This is a genomic window from Brevundimonas sp. FV1ps31S (assembly GCF_058681265.1).
The window spans coordinates 2,068,897-2,085,343 of the sequence record NZ_CM178735.1 but is presented as its reverse complement, the minus strand read 5'-3'; the positions used below and the strand labels follow the sequence as shown (position 1 = coordinate 2,085,343).

At 64.0% G+C, this 16,447-nt stretch carries 20 protein-coding genes, 1 tRNA gene and 2 pseudogenes; 9 read left to right on the top strand and 14 right to left on the bottom strand.

Annotated elements, in window-relative coordinates:
- Nucleotides 1–190: 190 nt before the first annotated feature.
- Nucleotides 191–1,270, top strand: a complete 1,080-nt coding sequence (locus ACVPT3_RS09850) for an IS110 family RNA-guided transposase (protein ID WP_492040729.1) — start codon at nucleotides 191–193, stop codon at nucleotides 1,268–1,270.
- A gap of 714 nt (nucleotides 1,271–1,984) precedes the next feature.
- Complete coding sequence (locus tag ACVPT3_RS09845; protein ID WP_492043807.1) at nucleotides 1,985–2,500, top strand: P-loop nucleotide/nucleoside kinase family protein; 516 nt, start codon at nucleotides 1,985–1,987, stop codon at nucleotides 2,498–2,500.
- A gap of 135 nt (nucleotides 2,501–2,635) precedes the next feature.
- On the opposite strand, the gene ACVPT3_RS09840 is transcribed toward ACVPT3_RS09845, so the two are convergent.
- The 3 genes from ACVPT3_RS09840 to ACVPT3_RS09830 form a co-directional block, all read right to left on the bottom strand.
- Complete coding sequence (locus ACVPT3_RS09840) at nucleotides 2,636–3,802, bottom strand: acyltransferase family protein (RefSeq protein WP_492040728.1); 1,167 nt, start codon at nucleotides 3,800–3,802, stop codon at nucleotides 2,636–2,638.
- Between the two features lie 562 nt (nucleotides 3,803–4,364).
- Nucleotides 4,365–5,459: a serine hydrolase domain-containing protein gene (locus ACVPT3_RS09835; protein WP_492040727.1), complete on the bottom strand. Its 1,095-nt coding sequence runs from the start codon at nucleotides 5,457–5,459 to the stop codon at nucleotides 4,365–4,367.
- A 369-nt stretch (nucleotides 5,460–5,828) separates the two neighbouring features.
- Nucleotides 5,829–6,059, bottom strand: a complete 231-nt coding sequence (locus tag ACVPT3_RS09830; protein WP_492040726.1) for a helix-turn-helix domain-containing protein — start codon at nucleotides 6,057–6,059, stop codon at nucleotides 5,829–5,831.
- A gap of 138 nt (nucleotides 6,060–6,197) precedes the next feature.
- Here ACVPT3_RS09830 and ACVPT3_RS09825 point away from each other — a divergent pair, with 138 nt between their 5' ends.
- The 5 genes and pseudogenes from ACVPT3_RS09825 to ACVPT3_RS09805 all read left to right on the top strand — a co-directional run.
- A complete protein-coding gene (locus ACVPT3_RS09825) occupies nucleotides 6,198–6,578 on the top strand; it encodes a hypothetical protein (protein ID WP_492040725.1) in 381 nt (126 codons plus the stop codon).
- Entirely contained in the window at nucleotides 6,575–6,802 is a 228-nt protein-coding gene (locus ACVPT3_RS09820; RefSeq protein ID WP_492040724.1) for a sigma factor-like helix-turn-helix DNA-binding protein, read from the top strand. The genes ACVPT3_RS09825 and ACVPT3_RS09820 overlap by 4 nt, the downstream gene beginning before the upstream one ends.
- 147 nt (nucleotides 6,803–6,949) lie before the next feature.
- The gene (locus ACVPT3_RS09815; protein ID WP_492040723.1) at nucleotides 6,950–7,204 is read left to right on the top strand and encodes a hypothetical protein; all 255 of its coding nucleotides are present in this window, start codon (nucleotides 6,950–6,952) and stop codon (nucleotides 7,202–7,204) included.
- A gap of 51 nt (nucleotides 7,205–7,255) precedes the next feature.
- Nucleotides 7,256–7,648, top strand: a pseudogene (locus ACVPT3_RS09810) (recombinase family protein); the annotation flags it as partial.
- A 46-nt stretch (nucleotides 7,649–7,694) separates the two neighbouring features.
- A pseudogene (locus ACVPT3_RS09805) lies at nucleotides 7,695–8,276 on the top strand (recombinase family protein); the annotation flags it as partial.
- A 204-nt stretch (nucleotides 8,277–8,480) separates the two neighbouring features.
- Here ACVPT3_RS09805 and ACVPT3_RS09800 read toward each other — a convergent pair.
- The 8 genes from ACVPT3_RS09800 to ACVPT3_RS09765 form a co-directional block, all read right to left on the bottom strand.
- Nucleotides 8,481–8,711 carry a hypothetical protein gene (locus ACVPT3_RS09800; protein WP_492040722.1) on the bottom strand — a complete coding sequence of 77 codons (231 nt, stop codon included), beginning with the start codon at nucleotides 8,709–8,711 and terminating at the stop codon, nucleotides 8,481–8,483.
- A gap of 129 nt (nucleotides 8,712–8,840) precedes the next feature.
- Nucleotides 8,841–8,930 (bottom strand) — tRNA-Ser (locus ACVPT3_RS09795).
- Nucleotides 8,931–9,017: 87 nt separating this feature from the next.
- A complete protein-coding gene (locus tag ACVPT3_RS09790) occupies nucleotides 9,018–9,959 on the bottom strand; it encodes an NUDIX hydrolase (RefSeq protein WP_492040721.1) in 942 nt (313 codons plus the stop codon).
- Nucleotides 9,960–9,961: 2 nt separating this feature from the next.
- Nucleotides 9,962–10,555, bottom strand: coding sequence for a YfbR-like 5'-deoxynucleotidase (locus ACVPT3_RS09785; protein ID WP_492043806.1), 594 nt, complete (start codon nucleotides 10,553–10,555; stop codon nucleotides 9,962–9,964).
- A 159-nt stretch (nucleotides 10,556–10,714) separates the two neighbouring features.
- Entirely contained in the window at nucleotides 10,715–11,524 is an 810-nt protein-coding gene (locus tag ACVPT3_RS09780; RefSeq protein ID WP_492040720.1) for a methyltransferase type 11, read from the bottom strand.
- Nucleotides 11,525–11,580: 56 nt separating this feature from the next.
- Nucleotides 11,581–12,441: an AAA family ATPase gene (locus ACVPT3_RS09775; RefSeq protein ID WP_492040719.1), complete on the bottom strand. Its 861-nt coding sequence runs from the start codon at nucleotides 12,439–12,441 to the stop codon at nucleotides 11,581–11,583.
- 64 nt (nucleotides 12,442–12,505) lie between these two features.
- A complete protein-coding gene (locus tag ACVPT3_RS09770) occupies nucleotides 12,506–12,703 on the bottom strand; it encodes a hypothetical protein (protein ID WP_492040718.1) in 198 nt (65 codons plus the stop codon).
- Nucleotides 12,704–12,715: 12 nt separating this feature from the next.
- Nucleotides 12,716–13,156 (bottom strand): hypothetical protein, encoded by a 441-nt coding sequence (locus ACVPT3_RS09765; RefSeq protein WP_492040717.1) that lies wholly within the window; start codon nucleotides 13,154–13,156, stop codon nucleotides 12,716–12,718.
- 151 nt (nucleotides 13,157–13,307) lie between these two features.
- On the opposite strand from ACVPT3_RS09765, the gene flbT reads away from it, so the two are divergent.
- A complete protein-coding gene (gene flbT, locus ACVPT3_RS09760; protein WP_492040716.1) occupies nucleotides 13,308–13,730 on the top strand; it encodes a flagellar biosynthesis repressor FlbT in 423 nt (140 codons plus the stop codon).
- Entirely contained in the window at nucleotides 13,690–14,055 is a 366-nt protein-coding gene (flaF, locus tag ACVPT3_RS09755; RefSeq protein WP_492040715.1) for a flagellar biosynthesis regulator FlaF, read from the top strand. The genes flbT and flaF overlap by 41 nt, the downstream gene beginning before the upstream one ends.
- A gap of 250 nt (nucleotides 14,056–14,305) precedes the next feature.
- Here the strand turns inward: flaF and ACVPT3_RS09750 are convergent, their stop codons facing one another.
- From ACVPT3_RS09750 to ACVPT3_RS09740, 3 genes are all read right to left on the bottom strand, one after another.
- Nucleotides 14,306–14,944 carry an exopolysaccharide biosynthesis protein gene (locus ACVPT3_RS09750; RefSeq protein ID WP_492040714.1) on the bottom strand — a complete coding sequence of 213 codons (639 nt, stop codon included), beginning with the start codon at nucleotides 14,942–14,944 and terminating at the stop codon, nucleotides 14,306–14,308.
- A gap of 103 nt (nucleotides 14,945–15,047) precedes the next feature.
- On the bottom strand, nucleotides 15,048–15,236 hold the full coding sequence (locus tag ACVPT3_RS09745) for a DUF3008 family protein (RefSeq protein WP_035305524.1): 189 nt from the start codon (nucleotides 15,234–15,236) through the stop codon (nucleotides 15,048–15,050).
- A gap of 30 nt (nucleotides 15,237–15,266) precedes the next feature.
- The gene (locus ACVPT3_RS09740) at nucleotides 15,267–16,436 is read right to left on the bottom strand and encodes an isovaleryl-CoA dehydrogenase (protein ID WP_492040713.1); all 1,170 of its coding nucleotides are present in this window, start codon (nucleotides 16,434–16,436) and stop codon (nucleotides 15,267–15,269) included.
- Between the last annotated feature and the right edge of the window lie 11 nt (nucleotides 16,437–16,447).

The following is a 16,447-nucleotide window of genomic DNA, read 5'->3' as shown; positions in this document are numbered from 1 at the left end:
GCATCTCGGATGCTTGCAGATGGGGCTAGACGTTGAAATAGCCTGATCGAGCTCCCGGCGATTGAGTGCCGCCGTATTCGGGCTCGGCGATCCACCAGTGGCGGCCGGGTTTCAGCGGCCCGGTCGCGGCGCCAAACTCCCGCCAGCGGGCGAAGTCCCTCGTCCCGCCCTGCGCAGGAGGAGATCAGCCGTGGAGCATTTTGCCGGTCTGGACGTGTCGATGGAGGAGACGGCGGTGTGCGTCGTCGATACCGAGGGGACGGTGCTGATGCGCTGCTCCGTTCTTACCGATCCCGAAGCGATCGCGACGGTGCTGGCGCCGTTCGCGCGGACTTTGCGCCGCGTCGGGCACGAGGCGGGTTCGTTGTCGCCGTGGCTTCAGCCCGGTCTGAAGGCCCTGGGCGTGCCGGTGGTCTGTCTGGAAACCCGCCATGTCCGCGCGACAATGGCGGCCCAGCGCAACAAGACCGACGCCGCCGACGCGCTGGGCCTGGCCCATCTGATGCGCACCGGCTGGTTCCGCCAGGCCCATGTGAAGACCGACCAGGCCTACCGGCTGCGGCTGTTGCTGATCCAGCGCCGTAACCTGAAGCGCAAGTTCCTCGATCTGGAGAACACCATCCGCCACTCGTTGAAGAGCTTCGGCGTGCGGTTGAACAAGGTCGGTCGCGGCGGCTTCGATGCGGCGGTGCGCACGGCGTCGGCCGACGATCCGCTGACCGCCGAGTTGATGGACTGCATGCTCGAAGCCCGCGCCGCGCTGTGGAAACAGTACCTCAAACTGCACGATCTGGTGGTCAAGATCGTCGCTCAGGACGCCCTGTGCCGACGGCTTATGGCGATCCCCGGCGTAGGGCCGATCACCGCCCTGACCTTCGTCACGGCGATCGACGATCCGGCCCGGTTCCGCCGCTCGCGCAACGTCGCCGCCTACTTCGGACTGACGTCCAAACGTTGGCAGTCCGGCTCGTCGATCGACATCCAGGGCCGCATCAGCAAGGCCGGCGACCCCGATGTTCGACGCGCGCTCTACGAGGCCGCCAGCGCCATGCTGACGCGCTTCAAGGGCACGACGGCGCTCAAGACCTGGGGCATGAAGCTCGCCAAACGCTGCCACAAGAAGGCGGTCGTGGCGGTCGCCCGCAAGCTCGCGGTGATCATGCACGCCATGTGGCGCGACGGCACCGAGTACCTCGACCGACCTGCCGACAGCACCTCCACGACCACGACCTCGGCCAAGGACCGCAAGCTTCTCGGAGCCTGTGCATGACCGGGATCATCCCCATACGCGACGCGGCTGCGGCCGCCTGAACGCAAGGAGATCCGCTTCGGCGGAGAGAAAGGGCGCAGACCATGGAATGCGGGAAGCACGATATCTTGCCTGTGGCCGGAGTGATCCAGGACCACGCTCGAGTGCCTGTGACGATGCCCCGCGAGTCCGATAGCAGCATGTGCCTCGACGGCTCGACGACCGCTCAGACGGTCCCAAGCCCGCCGTCGATGAGCCCGGAAGAGTGCACGGCGCGCCTCGACTTCTCCCAAGAAACACGGATCCAACCTCAAAGCGTCGATTCTCGCGTCTACTCGTCCATCGGAGTACACTGGAGACCATCAGAGAAAGGAAGACGGTCATGCCGAAGAAGAAAGAGAAGAGCCCGATTAAGAGGGCAAGATAAAAGCCGCAAGGTGCGGGCCGGGTTAAACGAAGATTCTCCCTTGCTTTTCAGTCGGATCTGACAAGGTGCGCGTCCGCACCGCAAGGTGCATCGCGGGTAGCATGTTAAAGAAAAAGCAAAATAGGGACCTTGGTCGCCGTTTACTTTGGCTGGGCGGGGTGGATGTAGGTCAGCATCCCGCCCCGAAGCGAACTTCGCTTTGCGACCCGTTGCGGACGTACGCACAGTCCGCTTCCGGCTTGCTGCGTGCCGGTAGCTCGATAGGTTGACGGCGCAGAGCGCGAGACGGAACGATGAGGCGCAGGTTGGTGATCGTGTCTGGAGCGCCAGGCGCCGGTAAAACGACCCTTGCGGTCCCGCTTGCGGCTTATCTCCACTATCCGCTGTTCTCCAAGGATTTTATCAAGGAGACCTTGGTGGATGTTCTGGGCGACGACGCCGGATCGTTGGACGCTTCCAGGCGATTGGGCGGCGCGGCCATGGAGCTTTTATGGTCGCTGGCGACGAGGACGCCGTTCGCAGTTTTGGAGGCGAATTTCCGTCCTCATAGCGACTATGAATTGGGGAAACTTCGGTCCCTTAAAGCCGACATTGTGGAAATCCATTGTGATTGCGGGCCGGCTGAAACGGCCAGGAGGTTTGCTGCACGGGCTGCGACTTCCACCCATCACGCTGGCGCTCACCCCCTACGCGCTCTGCCGCCGGCTATGTTGGCCGAATATGACCGGCCCATGGGTGTGGGGGCCACCATAGCCGTGGACACGACCAGACCGATCGATATTCCCGCCCTCGCTTTGGACGTATGCGACCGCTGGGCTTTGTAACGACGCTCCCCACCCCTAGCCGCAGCTCGGCGCGTCCGCTTTTGGGCTGTGGTGGGGATGTCCGTTTTTCGCGGGGGTATCGATGTCGTGGTCCGACCCATTACGGACATTTGGGCGACATGGCTAATAGGCGTCTCACGCCGCCAGCCTCTGTTCCTCGCCCGGTGCGGGGACCGGACGGCGCAGCGCCCGGTCGCGCAGCCGCAGAAAAGGTCGCTCGATCAGCGCCCACAGCAGGATGGCGGCGGCGAAGTCTGCAACGAGATAGGCGGCAACGCCGGTCCAGCCGTGCAGCACCCCGTCGCCCAGGATCTCGCGCAGCATGTGCTGCACCGGCTTGTGGACGAGGTAGAGGCTGTAGGCCAGAGTCGCTACGGCGGTGAACGGCTGCAACGGCAGCCGCCGCAGGGCCGGCTCCAGGTCGAGCAGGGAGCAGAGCAGCAGGGCGCTGGCGAGGCCTGCCAGGGGATACAGGACGACAGTTCCGGCCAGATTGAGCACCACCCCATCGGCCCCCTCGACGCAGAGGATCACGGTCCCGGCGGCGGCCGCAAAGCCTAGCGGTCCGGTCAGCCAGGGCGGCGCGAAACGGGTAACGAGGGCCGGGCGGAAGGTGCGGGCGGCAGCCAGCAGTACGCCCAGGGCGAGGCCGTCTAGGCGGGTCCAGGTCGGGTAATAGATCAGCCGGAGGAAATCGGCGGGCCGCGTGGCCGGATCGGCAGCCGGGCCATGCCAGATCCCCCAGCGCAGGGCCATGCCGCCGAGAATCACGGCCGTCCCGACGGCTAGCGTCGGTCCCCATCCCCTGAAGCGAGCCAGGAGGAGAACAAGCGTCGGCAGGATCCAGTAGAAGTGCTCCTCGACACAAAGCGACCATGCTGACGTGAAGGCGCCAGTCACCCGGTAGTCGAGGCCCAGGTTCATGCTGAAGGTCAGGAACCGCCACAGCGGCTGGATCGCCTGGCCGTCCGAGAAGCCGGGCAGCAGGAAATAGAGCGCCAGCACCACCAGGAAGGGTGGCAGGATGCGAAAGGCACGGCTGGTCCAGAACCGCCCGAAGTCGACGCCGTTCCCGGCCGCGATCCCCTTCAGCAACTGGGCGCCGATCAGGTAGCCGCTCAGTACGAAGAACACGTCGACCCCCAGCCAGCCGAACGGCTGGACGGTGAGCAGCGGCTCGGGTCTGGCGGGCTTAGGCATGTGCCAGGCCATCACCAGCAGGATGGCGGCGGCCCGCAGCAGGTCAGGGCCGTAGGCGCGGCGATGAGTGGCTTGAAGCGAAAAACTAGAGAGAGCGGTCAAGCCCCTCGAAATAGCGTTCATGGCATGTCCTGAAGACCGCCAGGAAGTTTAAGGGCGATCAAGGACCATGATTGCCCAATCAGCCTTGAGTCGTCATCGAAGCCCGCCGAAATTTTTCGCAATGCCGATCCTGGCTATCGCGGTCGAACGTCCGTTTCCAGGCGGGGTGGCGATGACCGCACCCGACCCATAGCCGACCTCAAGGGGGTGCATTACGGTTATCGCCTCAAGAGAGGCGATCCCGAAATGTCTACACTTCCAACCTTGAGCACGGCCAACGCTTATCAAGCCATGTTCGCGTTCATTGAGGCATACTGGAAGCGGGGTGGATGCACCGACGATCAGGTCGCTATGCTTCTTTCAGGGATGCAGGGCGGGGACGGCCAAACCGCCGATCCAGCTATGTGGGGCGATTGGCTCGACGCCATAGGCTCGGTCACGGGTTTTCGATTGCCCGAGCTATGACGCAATGTCCGCTCTCTGCGCCGCTGTCGATGTCGTGGTCCGACCCATTGGAGACATTGGCCGTGGGCAGAGTGAATGCAAATACGGCCTCCGATATTTACGCCCAGTCTGCGCGCAACAGCCGAAGCGCGATGCGGTCCATGCTCTGTTGTGACATATCCGTGTTGTTGAGCAGGACAACGGTCCGACGCTCATCCAGCACATGCGCCAGGACCGAACGGTAGCCGTCCGTTCGTCCTGTCTCCCACGCCGCCAGGCGCGTCCCGCCTGGCGTGGCGAGACGGGCGACCCGACCGCCGATGGCGTAATGCTGATCGGGCGTTGTGATCCTCAGCATTTCTGCGCGGGATTGCGGCGTCAACAGGGGGGTGTCGAAAACGCCGGACGCGGCGCGGAGAAGATCGTTGGCGGTGCTGGAGTAGCCGCCGGCAGCGGCGAGGAACGCCGGTCGCGGAGACATCTTGAGCACGGGTGGCGAGATCGAACTATAGGCCTTGGCCGTATCGGGACGCCCATCGAAATCGAACTTCGCCACATCGGTGTCCGGAAGCCGCAGGGGCGTCACGACCAAGTCGTCGACAACGCGCTCGAACGGTTTTCCAGTCGCCCCTTCCACCATCGCGACGACGAGAATCCAGTTCGTGATCGCATAGTCGAAACGGGCGCCGGGTTCGAAGATCAGTTCGCCGGAGCAGAACAAGTTGGCCGCCTCTACGGCGGTCATGGTCGATCGCTTGAGGGTGGGGTCCGCCTCGACGGCGGGTCCATAGAGGTTGGGAACGCCGCTGGTGTTGCTCAGCAACTGGCGGAGGGTGACCCGCCCGCCCGCGTCCTTCCGGAAGCCTGGCAAGGTGTCTGCGACTGACGCGTCCAGACTCATCAGGCCCTGCTCCACCAGCTGCAGGATCGCTGCGACGGTGAGCCATTTGGATATCGAGGCGATGACGTATCGATCTCGGGCCGACGCGGCTCTCCCAGTCTCGGCGTCGGCGAGCCCGTAGGCGTTCTGGAACGTGGGGCGGCCGCTGTCTCCCAACAGCACCACGCCGTTGAAGTCGAACTCGCTGACGATGGTGTTGATTCGAGCCGTTTCAGCCAGCGCCTGCGCATTGTTGCCTAATGTCGCAGAGGCGGCGGGACCGCCGAACGCCGCAGCAGTGGCGCCGGCCAGGATTGTACGACGGGTGAACATTGGCGCCTCCTGACCCGCCGGGCGGCGGTCGCGGGAAGGTGCGACGTGGGGGTGCATCCGCCAAGTTAACTCGGAGACAGGTGGAGCGACGCTTCCTCGACACGAGCTCTCATCAATGGCCGCTAACCACCCATTAAAGACATTCCTAAGTCTCCCTTAGGGAGCTCTGTCGATACTGGGGCGCTGTGGGTGGCGGACTCGTCGGTATCCGTGGCTTTCCAGCCACCACCGGCTTCGTGAGTGGGCCGAACCGCTCTCGGCCGGTCAAGGGCGGCTGCGCCGTCGCTAAGCGATGAGCGCGTGCCGCGCTCACCCCTGACAGTCCGTTCGCGGCCCGGCGATTGGCTGCCGTGGTGATGCTGGTGAGGATCAGGCCTTCAGGCGAACGCCAGGCCCGCCAGAGGAATCCGCAGAAAGGAACATGACCCCTTCCGCCTCAAGCGCCGCCTGAAGGCGATCTAAGGTCGTGGCCTGCATACCGCCTCGATTGGCCTCAAATCGATGGATGGTCGAATCCGCGACCTTGGCGCGTTCGGAGAGCACGCGAACGCTAATGCCGAGGCCCGCGCGAGCCATGCGAATCTGAGCGGCAGTAATCATTTTCGGCGAAAATCTCCGACTATTTGAAGAATTCTGTTGACTCGGTCGGCGAATTCCTCTGAACTCTAACCGAATTACTCCGAAACTCCACCGTTCAGTGTAAACTGAGCGACCGGGCTGCTGCGCGGGAGGTCACGCATGCCTGACGATCATAGGGCTCACTGGCATAGGCGCTGGCTTGCGCTGGACGACCAACGCATCCGGCTACTGGACCTGTGGTGCGACCTCAACAGAGACCTGGAGCGACGGCCGGGATGGTTCGCCCTTTCCGACGCGGAGAAGGCGGAGGCCCAGCAGGCCAACGGCTTACAGGAGATCAGCGCGCGACTGCGTGTCGTTCATCGCCGCGTCGGCCGGTTGCTGCGCAAGATGCCGACCGGCCCCAGCCGCGACTATGACGCCGTGCTGTATAATCTGCGGGTGGCGGAGCGGCTTATCGCTCTAGAAGAGAACGCCGTCGTCTACGCCATTCTCTCTCGGGCCGTGCGCGACCTACGAGCCATCAGAGGCGCGTCATGACCCGCCAGGGCCGCCGTGGGGAGGCCAGAGCGCGCCAAGCTCTTAAGCGGGCGATCTTCGACCTTCCTCCAGACTTGCGCGACGTATTGCTCCTGCACCGCTTTGCTCGCCTGTCGTACGAGGAGATCGGCAAAAAGTTGGATCTCGAACGGGACGAGATCGAAGCATACTTCGCGGAAGGCATGTCGTTGATTGTCGATGCGACATGGGCGCCCGAGACCTGAGGTGGTCGCTTCGACAGGTCCGCGCGCCCGTTCGCGCCTATCGCCTGTAGTCCGAGAACGCCTGTCTTTCAGCGCGCTCATGCGAGGCGAGCTTGGTCGCAGGATTGGGCTATTCGGGTGCGGCGCGCTTGGCCCGATTCTTTCGCCATGCCGCGCACCGATCCTACCCGCCCGTCCACAGCCTCCGAACAGCTTGCCGCACTGTTGGGCGAGCCGTGGCCCTTTACGGGCCGTCCGCCCAAACATGATCCTTCATCGTGGCGCGTCATTGACGACTGGCCAGAGGCCGTGCCGGTGACCGACGCAGAAATCATGGTGTGCATGGCGTGGTTCGGCGACGTGTTCGATGACCTGTTCGTCGGGGACGCCCCAGCGGCGCCCTCGCGGGAATTCCGGGAGTGACATTCCAGGCGCGGGCTGATTCCCTGTGGTTCTGATCTTAGGAGACCCGCCATGACCCGCGCCGCTCTCTATCTCCGCGTCTCCACCGTGAGACAGGCGGAACATGCGGTGTCCATCCCGGATCAACAGAAGCAGGGAGAGGCCTGGTGCGAGGGGCGCGGCTACGATCTGGTCGAAACCTTCGTGGAGCCGGGCAACAGCGCCACCAACGACCGGCGCCCAGAGTTCCAACGGATGATTGAAGCCGGGACGGCCAAGCCGCCCGCCTTCGACATCGTCTTGGTGCACAGCTTCTCGCGCTTCTTCCGCGACGCCTTCGAAATGGAGTTCTACGTCAGGAAGCTGGCCCGTAATGGGGTCAAGCTGGTCTCCATCACCCAGGAGTTGGGCGACGATCCGATCCACGACATGATGCGGCGGATCATGGCTTTGTTCGATGAGTATCAGTCCAAGGAGAATGGCAAGCACGTCTCCCGCGCCTTGAAGGAGAATGCGCGTCAGGGGTTCTGGAACGGCGCCCGCCCGCCCGCCCTTCGGCTACCGCATCGTCGCGGCCGAGACGCGGGGGACCAAGGTCAAGAAGGTGCTGGAGATCGATCCGCTCCACGCCGACACCGTGCGGTTGATGTATCGGCTTGCGCTTCAGGGCGACGGCGCCACCGGCCAGATGGGGATCAAGGCCATCGTCTCGTACTTGAACAGCCGTCGCATCTTCACCCGCGACGGCGGGCGCTGGGGGATCGGCCAAGTGCACCGTATCCTGACCCGCCGCACCTACATCGGCGAGCATGAGTTCAATCGTCGGGACAAGGACGGCAATCCGAAGCCTCTCAGCGAGCGGGTCGTGGTGCCCGTCCCGTCGTTGATAGACCCCGACACGTTCGACGCCGTTCAGACCCTCCTCAAATCCCGCAATCCCAAGGTCATGCCTGCACGGGTGGTGTCTGGGCCGACGCTGCTGACGGGCCTGATCCATTGCGGCAAGTGCGGCGGGGCCATGACCATCCGCACCGGCAAGGGCGGGCGTTACCGCTACTACGCATGCTCGACCAAGGCCCGCCAAGGTCCGACCGCCTGCGAGGGCATGGCGGTCCCCATGGAGAAACTCGACGATCTGGTCGCCGAGCATCTGGAGACGCGGCTGCTTCAGCCCAAGAGGCTGGAGGAGGTGCTGGAAGCCGTGCTGGACCGGCGACAGGAGCAGGCCGGGCGGCGGCGCGATCACATCGCCGAACTGAACAAGCGGGCCACGGAGGCCGATCAAAGGCTCAAGCGACTATACGACGCCATAGAGGCGGGCGTGGCCGATTTGGACGATCCAGCGCTGAAGGATCGGCTCGACGGCCTCAAGGCCATTCGGGACCAAGCCAAGGCCGACGCCGAGCGCGCCCAAGGGATGCTGAACAGTTCCGGGCATCAGGCCGTCACGCCGGAGATGCTCAAGCGCTTCGCTCGCACCGCTCGCCAGCGCATGCGCCTGGACGACGGCGGCTATCGCCGCGACCACCTCCGCGCCCTCGCTCAGCGGGTCGAGGTCAATGTAGGTGAAGTTCGTATAATGGGATCAAAGGCCCGGCTGCTTCAGGCCATTACCGCCAACGGCGGCGTGGGAGCAGTGCCCACTCAAGGACTGAAGTGGCGGAGAGGGTGGGATTCGAACCCACGGTACCCTTCCAGGCACGCCGCATTTCGAGTGCGGTACATTCGACCACTCTGCCACCTCTCCGCGGCGCATCAGTCGCTTGGTCGAGCGAGCGGCTTCTCTAATGGCAGGCGGGCCGCACCGCAAGCGGTCTTTGAAAGAAATCCGACCCTATCTTTGCGCCGGCAGGGACAGGCCCGGCGCGGCCCCCGTCTGGGGATCGACGCCCTTGAATCGAAACAGTTCCGCGGGGCGTCCGCCTGTGGCGGAAGACAGTCGTCCGGTCGGCTCGACCAGGCCGGTTCGTTCGACGCCGCGGCGAAAATTCTGCTTGTGAAGCGTCAGTCCAGAGACGGCTTCGGCGGCGGCCTGGAGTTCGGACAGGGTGAAGACCTCCGGCGTCAGGTCGAACAGAACCGGACGGTATTTCAGCTTGCTGCGCAGCCGCCCGAGACCGGTCGCCAGAATGCGCCGATGGTCGGATCCCATGGTCACGCCGGGAAGGAGAAATGCGGCGTCGGTCGGCGCCTCCCGGGCGTCACGCCAAGCCTCCGCGACCAGTCTCGCCTCGTACAACAGCTCGTAGCGTTCCAGCACCCGTTCCTCGTTCCAGCGATGCTCCGGGCCGAGGGCGAACAGGGCGCGGACGCGGCCCCAGCGTCGCTCGTCGCCGCCGGCCCAGCGTGTCAGACCATCGACCAGGCTCTGGTTCAGGCCGACAGGGTCGGCGCGACGGTCTTCCCAGGGAAAGACGTCGAGGACGGCGTCCCAGCGGGCGTCATGGGTCTGGCCTTCGGCCGCGTCGGACGTCAGGGCGAGATAGCCGACCGAAACGTCGCGCTGACGACCGAGGGTGGAGGCGCCGCCGCGGCCGGCGTCGCCGAAGGTGTACAGTTGCTCGACGAAACCGAGCCTGAACCCGGTCTGTTCGGTCACGAAATCCCGAAGGGCGCGTTCGAAGGTGCGGTCGCGCGCCGGGTCGAAGGGACCAAAGGGCAGAACACGCGCGCCCTCGTCGTCCCGGGTCGTCAGGACGACGGCCTTGCGGTCCTTCAGCGTCATGACGACGACCGACAGGCCGATCCGCACGCCCTGATCCGCCGCTTCCGCCATGCCTATTCCGTGTGCCAGGCGTCGTCGACGGGGAGAAGACCGACCGCCTTGGCCAGGACCTGATAGCGTTCCAGATAGCGGGCCTGGGCCACCGAGGCCGGCTGGGGCTCGATCATCAGACTGTATCCATTGGGCGGAGACCCGAACAAGCTCAGGGATTCCTTTTCGGTGAACCCTGCCAACTGCGTCGCCTCGAAATAGGCGCAGGCCTTGTCCGCCTTCTTGATCAGGGTCTTGATGGTCTGCGGCGTCTTGGGCGGCAGGCCGTAACGGACATGGATGGCGGCCTCCAACCGCGCTTCGAAATCCTTATATCCCGAGCCAAGCGCCGCCTTGAACGGCGAAATCATGTCGCCGATGACATATTCGGAGGCGTCGTGGAGCAGGGCGGCCAGACGCCATTTGGGATCAAGGCCGGGCTTTATGTGAGCGGCGATTTCCTCGACCACGACGCTGTGTTGGGCGACCGAAAAGGCGTGTTCGCCGATCGTCTGGCCGTTCCAGCGCGCGACCCGGGCCAGACCGTGGGCGATGTCCTCGATTTCGATGTCGAAGGGCGAGGGGTCGAGCAGGTCCAGGCGTCGGCCCGACAGCATGCGCTGCCAGGCGCGGACTTCGGTCTTCTTCTTGGGTCGCTCGGCCAAATCGTCGATCCTGATGCGTGTGGGCTGGTCAGGTGACGCAAAGCGGCGCGTGGATCAAGACTTGCGGGGCGATCCGGGTGGATCAGACGGCGTCTGGGCGTGAAAAAGCCGTCAGTCGCCGACGTTCAAGGCGACCAGCTCCTTGGCGGATTCGAAGACGCGGCCGTTCTTGGCCTTGGAACGCATGGTGGCGATGACCAGAGGGCCGCCGGCCGGACCGCGCGCCACGAAGCCGACCTGACGCCAGGCGCCGGCCTCGACGTTGTCGTCGGCCAGCAGGAAGGTCATGCGCGTGGCCTCGCCCGGCGCCTGGGTGCGGACCTGGGTGGTTTCGCCGTCGGTGCGGACGCTGACCGCGCTCGTCTCCGAGCGGACGCCCTGGCCGTCCTTGGATTGGATGTTGATGCCCGCGATCCGCACCGTGGCGTTGTCGCCCTGGGTCTCGATATGAAGGCCGGGCAGGCTGACGGTGGCGTCTTCGCCCCTGGTCTTGATGTTCACGCCGGGCGCCTCGACCGAGGCCTTTTCCTCGCCCGCCTCGGTCTCGCGGGCGTCGATCCGCACCGCCGCCTGGGGAATTTCCGCCGAGAGGCGGCGTTCGTAGTCACTCAGGACGTCTTCGGGCATGCGGCCGTCCAGCTTGACCAGATAAAGCACCACCTCGGCGCCGCGCGGCCCGCCGTAGGTGCAGGATCCGCCGCCAGGGCTGGCCGATCCCTTACGCGTCAGGACGCTGACGGTGTCGGGGCATTGCAGACCGTCCACCACCTTCAGCACGCCCTGGGACGCCTCGTCCGGGGAGCGGGTGGTGGAGGTGGTGATGCGGACCGCGTTTTCGCCGTCGCACGCCGAAAGGCCGGCGCTGAGGATAGCGGCCGTAAAACCGGCGGCCAGAAGACGATACGGGACGGTAACGCTCATGGTCTTCATTGTGATCGCAAAGCGCCGGTGATCCAGTGAAATCGCGGTAATGCCACTCAGCCGCCCGGACGGCCGCCCTCGCGCCGTCCCAGGAAGGCCAGCCGCTCGAACAGGTGCACATCCTGTTCATTCTTCAACAGAGCGCCGTGGAGCGGGGGGATCAGGCGGTTGGGCGTCTTCTCACGCAGGGTCTCCGCGTCAATATCCTCGACAAGCAGCAACTTGAGCCAGTCCAGCAACTCGGAGGTCGAGGGCTTCTTTTTCAGACCAGGCGTATCGCGGATCTCGTAGAAGGTTTTCAAAGCTTCAGCGACCAGTCGCGGCTTGATGCCAGGGAAGTGGACATCGACGATGGCCGACAGGGTCTCGGCGTCCGGGAAGCGGATGTAGTGGAAGAAGCAGCGGCGCAGGAAGGCGTCCGGCAGCTCCTTTTCATTGTTCGAGGTGATGATGACGATGGGGCGCACCTCGGCCCGAATGGTTTCGTCGATCTCCTGGACGTAGAATTCCATCCGGTCGAGCTCCTGCAGGAGGTCGTTGGGGAATTCGATGTCGGCCTTGTCGATCTCGTCGATCAGCAGGACGGGGCGTGTCGGGGCGGTGAAGGCCTCCCACAGCTTTCCCTTCTTCAGGTAGTTGCGGACGTCGTGGACGCGTTCGTCGCCCAGCTGGCTGTCGCGCAGGCGGCTGACGGCGTCGTATTCGTAAAGGCCGTTGTGGGCCTTGGTGGTCGACTTGACGTGCCAGGTGATCAGCGGGGCGTCGAACGCCTTGGAAATCTCATAGGCGAGAACCGTCTTGCCTGTGCCGGGTTCGCCCTTGATCAGCAGGGGGCGCTCCAAGGCCACGGCCGCATTGACCGCGATCTTGAGATCCCCAGTGGCGATATAGCGATCGGTGCCTTCGAACCGGCTCATGACAAAACCCGCTCCGTGAATGTCACGAAGCGGGTTAGCCGATCGGTAGAGATATGAACAGCGATCAGGTGATGTGTTTGGCGGACACCGGATCGCTGGCGGGGAAGGTTTCTTCCAGACCTTCATCGACCAGGGCTTCCTCGCGGGAGACCCCGTCCTTGACCTTGTCCTTCAGTTGATCCGGCTTGCCTTCTTCGGCCTGGATCTTCTTGGCGAACGGAGCGTCTGTCGATGCGTCGGTCTTGGCGTGGTTGTCGGTCATTCGTTGTCCTTCTTAGATTGCGGTCTTGTCTGCGTCTGCGTCTGGCGCGTATCCGAGCTGCTCGATATCGTCGTCATCGAGCCTACGCGCTTCCCAGTGGGCCGCGCTGGCCTGGGCGCCGCGCTCGTTTTCCATCAAGCCCGAATAGACAAGTTCGATCTCGTCTTCAGAGCGGGAGCCGTTGCTGTCCGCGTCCGACTGGCTGAGGGTCTCGCCGTCAAGGCCAAGGAGGGCGTCAGCCTCTCGTTCGACGCCGTCCAAGGCAAGCTGATCGTCCAGGTCGATGTCGTCCTCATCGAACTCATCCTCGTCGGCGTCCCCATCGGCCTGGGTCAGGTCCAAAACCTGGTCGGCTTCGTCCAGCAGGATGTCGCCTTCGCCTTCGTCGTCGATATGGGTTTCGTCGAAGGTTTCCGACTGTTCCTGATCGTCCTGATAATCATTGTTCGGCATGGTCGCCTCCTGTGCACACAGGAAACGTCGCGCCGGACCACGTGTTCCAGCCTGTACGCCGGACAAGAGATGATTAACCCTCTTGGCTTAAGAGGCTATTCATTGCGGTGGTCCATGTTTGATGGGTCCGCCCGTGGGAGTTCGGTCGTCCATGGCCTTGAAGCTGTCGTTGAAACCCGGCGAAAAGTTCGTGTTGAACGGCGCGGTGGTCCAGAACGGCGACCGTCGCGGGGTGCTGATTCTTCAGAACCGCGCGAGCGTGCTGCGCGAGAAGGACATCATGCAGGCGGAGGAAGTCGTCACTCCCGCCCGACGGATCTATTTCCCGATCATGATGATGTATCTCGACGAAGCCTCCGCAGGAAAATTCTACGACGAATTGGCGCTGCGGATCTCCGAATTCATGGGGGCGACCAAGAACCCCGCCATTCTCACCGAATGCGTTTCGGCGTCGCGGCATGTGTTGGCGCGGGAATACTACAAGGCCCTGATGGCCGCCCGGAAGATTGTCGAGTACGAAGAAAAGGTGCTGAATGTCGCTTCAGGCGTACAAAGCGGCGACGTCGCGGGCTGAAACGCCGCGCGACCTTGAATACAGGTTGTTTGGCCAGGTGACCCGCGCGCTTGTTCAGGCTTCGCTGGCCGATGATCGCGACATGGCGACGCGCATAGACGCGCTCGACTGGAATCGTCGTCTCTGGACGACGTTGGCTACCGATTGCAGCGAGCCGACGAATGTTCTTCCTGCGCCCCTGCGGGCGCAGATCATTTCGCTGAGCCTTTTCGTGGGCCGGCACTCCTCGGCGATCATGCGCGGGGAGGAAACGTTTCAGGATCTCATCGATATCAACAGGATGATGATGCAGGGCCTGTCTGGCGGCGCCCAGCAGGCGGCCTGAAAAACAGGTCCAGTTCACGAAATCGAGAAGCCTGTTGCTGCAAGGCCTTGAGACGTCTTACCTTTCGAATCCCTGTTGAACAGTCGAAAGGAGGTGATCCAGTGTCTCATTGTCATCAATCGCGTGCGGTGGCCGCGACCCTGGTCCTCGTCGGAGGCCTGGCCTGATCCTTTCGGGCTGAGTTGCGGTCCGGCCGTTCGCGGTCAGACAATGAAGGGCCGTCGCGGCGACGCGGCGGCCCTTTTGTCGTTCAATGGAGAATCTGTGCGAACCAGCCGGCGGCGTGATGTGCCACCTCGAACACCGTGCGCCAGATCAGGAACAGGTAGAGGGCGCAGGCGGCGGTGGCGAGCGCGCCCAGAAGAATGGCGACGCCGTCCCTCTGCATCATGCCGAGGGCGAAGAAGACCAGGGCGATGCCGGGCAGGGCGTCTCCGAACGGGATGGGCAGGGCCATGATCAGAGCCAGTATCACGCAGACCAGGCCTGTGACCGTATCTGCGACCTCGCCCGTCAGAAACGGAATGCGCGGCTGGGTCAGGTTCTCGACATACCGCACCGCCTTCATGATCCGCGAGACCCCCGCACGATAGGCCGCGCGACTGATGGAGGTGCGTAGGGCCCACCGCGGGAGCCAGATCGAACTGCGCTGAAAGGCCAGTTCCAGCGACATCAGGATGATAGGTACAGCGAACACCGCCTTGCCGCCCGGCGGCCAAGGCAGCAGGGCCAGCATGGACAGGATCAGGATCATGGCCCCGAAGCCGCGCTCGCCGAAGGCCGCGACCAGTTCTTCGAGCTTCAGCTTGGGATCGTCGCCTTCGCCAAGCTCCTCGATCACGTCCGAGAAGAGCCGCAGGTCGTCGTTCGGCTTGTCGTGGGCGGGCATCAGGGGCGGAGCTCGGGGGGAGGAGTTTCGCCATTTAGGCGCACACAGGTTTCACCGCCACTTACCGAACGGCAACAAAGCCGAATAATCGCATCGGAGGCGATTATTTCTTCGCCGCGTGTTCGGGTTTGCCCTTCCGTTTGGTGTGGGCGAAGTCCTCGAGCTGTTTTTCGGTCATCGACTCGACCATCGACTTGGACGCGCCCTTCAGTTCTGACTTGGGCGTGTCGCCGCGTTTGGCCGACAAGGCGGCGCCGGCGGCCTTTTGCTGGGCTGCAGATTTTGCGGGCATCGGATGTCTCCTTCCGCCCGGAAGAAGCCGTCAGCCGCCCAGCAGTTCCCGACCGATCAGGAAGCGGCGGATCTCATTGGTGCCGGCGCCGATGTCATAGAGCTTGGCGTCGCGGACCAGGCGTTCGACCGGCCATTCCTTGGTGTAGCCTGCGCCGCCCAGGGCCTGAACCGCTTCCAGAGTGACCTTCACCGCGTTCTCTGACGCCAGCAGAATGGCGCCGGCGGCGTCGTAGCGGGTGGTCAGGCCGGCGTCGCAGGCGCGGGCGACCGAATAGACATAGGCCCGGGCGCTGTTCAGGGCGACGTACATGTCGGCGACCTTAGCCTGCATCAGCTGGAAGCTGCCGATCGGCTTACCGAACTGTTTGCGGTCGCGGACGTAGGGCAGGACGACGTCAAGCGCCGCCTGCATAATGCCCAACGGGCCGGCAGCCAGGACTGCACGCTCATAGTCCAGGCCGCTCATCAGCACGCCTGCGCCGCCGCCCAGGGGCCCCATGATGTTCTCCTCGGGGACCTCGCAGTCCTCGAACACCAGTTCGGCGGTGTCGGATCCCCGCATGCCCATCTTGTCCAGCTTCTTGGAGACGCTGAAGCCCTTCATGCCCTTTTCGATCAGGAAGGCGGTGCAGCCCTTTGATCCTGCGTCGGGATCGGTCTTGGCGTAGACGACCAGGGTGTCGGCGTGGGGGGCGTTGGTGATCCAGAACTTGGTCCCGTTCAGGACGTAGCGATCGCCCTTTTTATCCGCGCGGGCGCGCATCGACATGACGTCCGATCCCGAGCCGGCCTCGGACATGGCGAGGGATCCGACGTGTTCTCCGCTGATCAGCTTGGGCAGGTATTTCTGTTTCTGCTCGGGCGTGCCCCAGCGACGGATCTGGTTGACGCACAGGTTGGAGTGAGCCCCGTAGCTGAGGCCGATCGAGGCCGAAGCGCGCGACACCTCTTCCATCGCCACGACGTGTTCGAGGTAGCCGAGGCCCAGGCCCCCGAACTCTTCCTCAACCGTGATTCCATGCAGGCCCAACTCGCCCATCTCGGGCCAGAGTTCGCGCCTGAATTCGTTCTTTTCGTCGATCTCGGCTGCGAGGGGGGCGAGGCGGTCGGCCGCCCAGCGGGCGGTCGTGTCGCGGATGGCGTCTGCGTTTTCGCCGAGGCCGAATTCCATGGACTGGGGCGCGAAGGGAATGCTCATGCGTCAGGAGT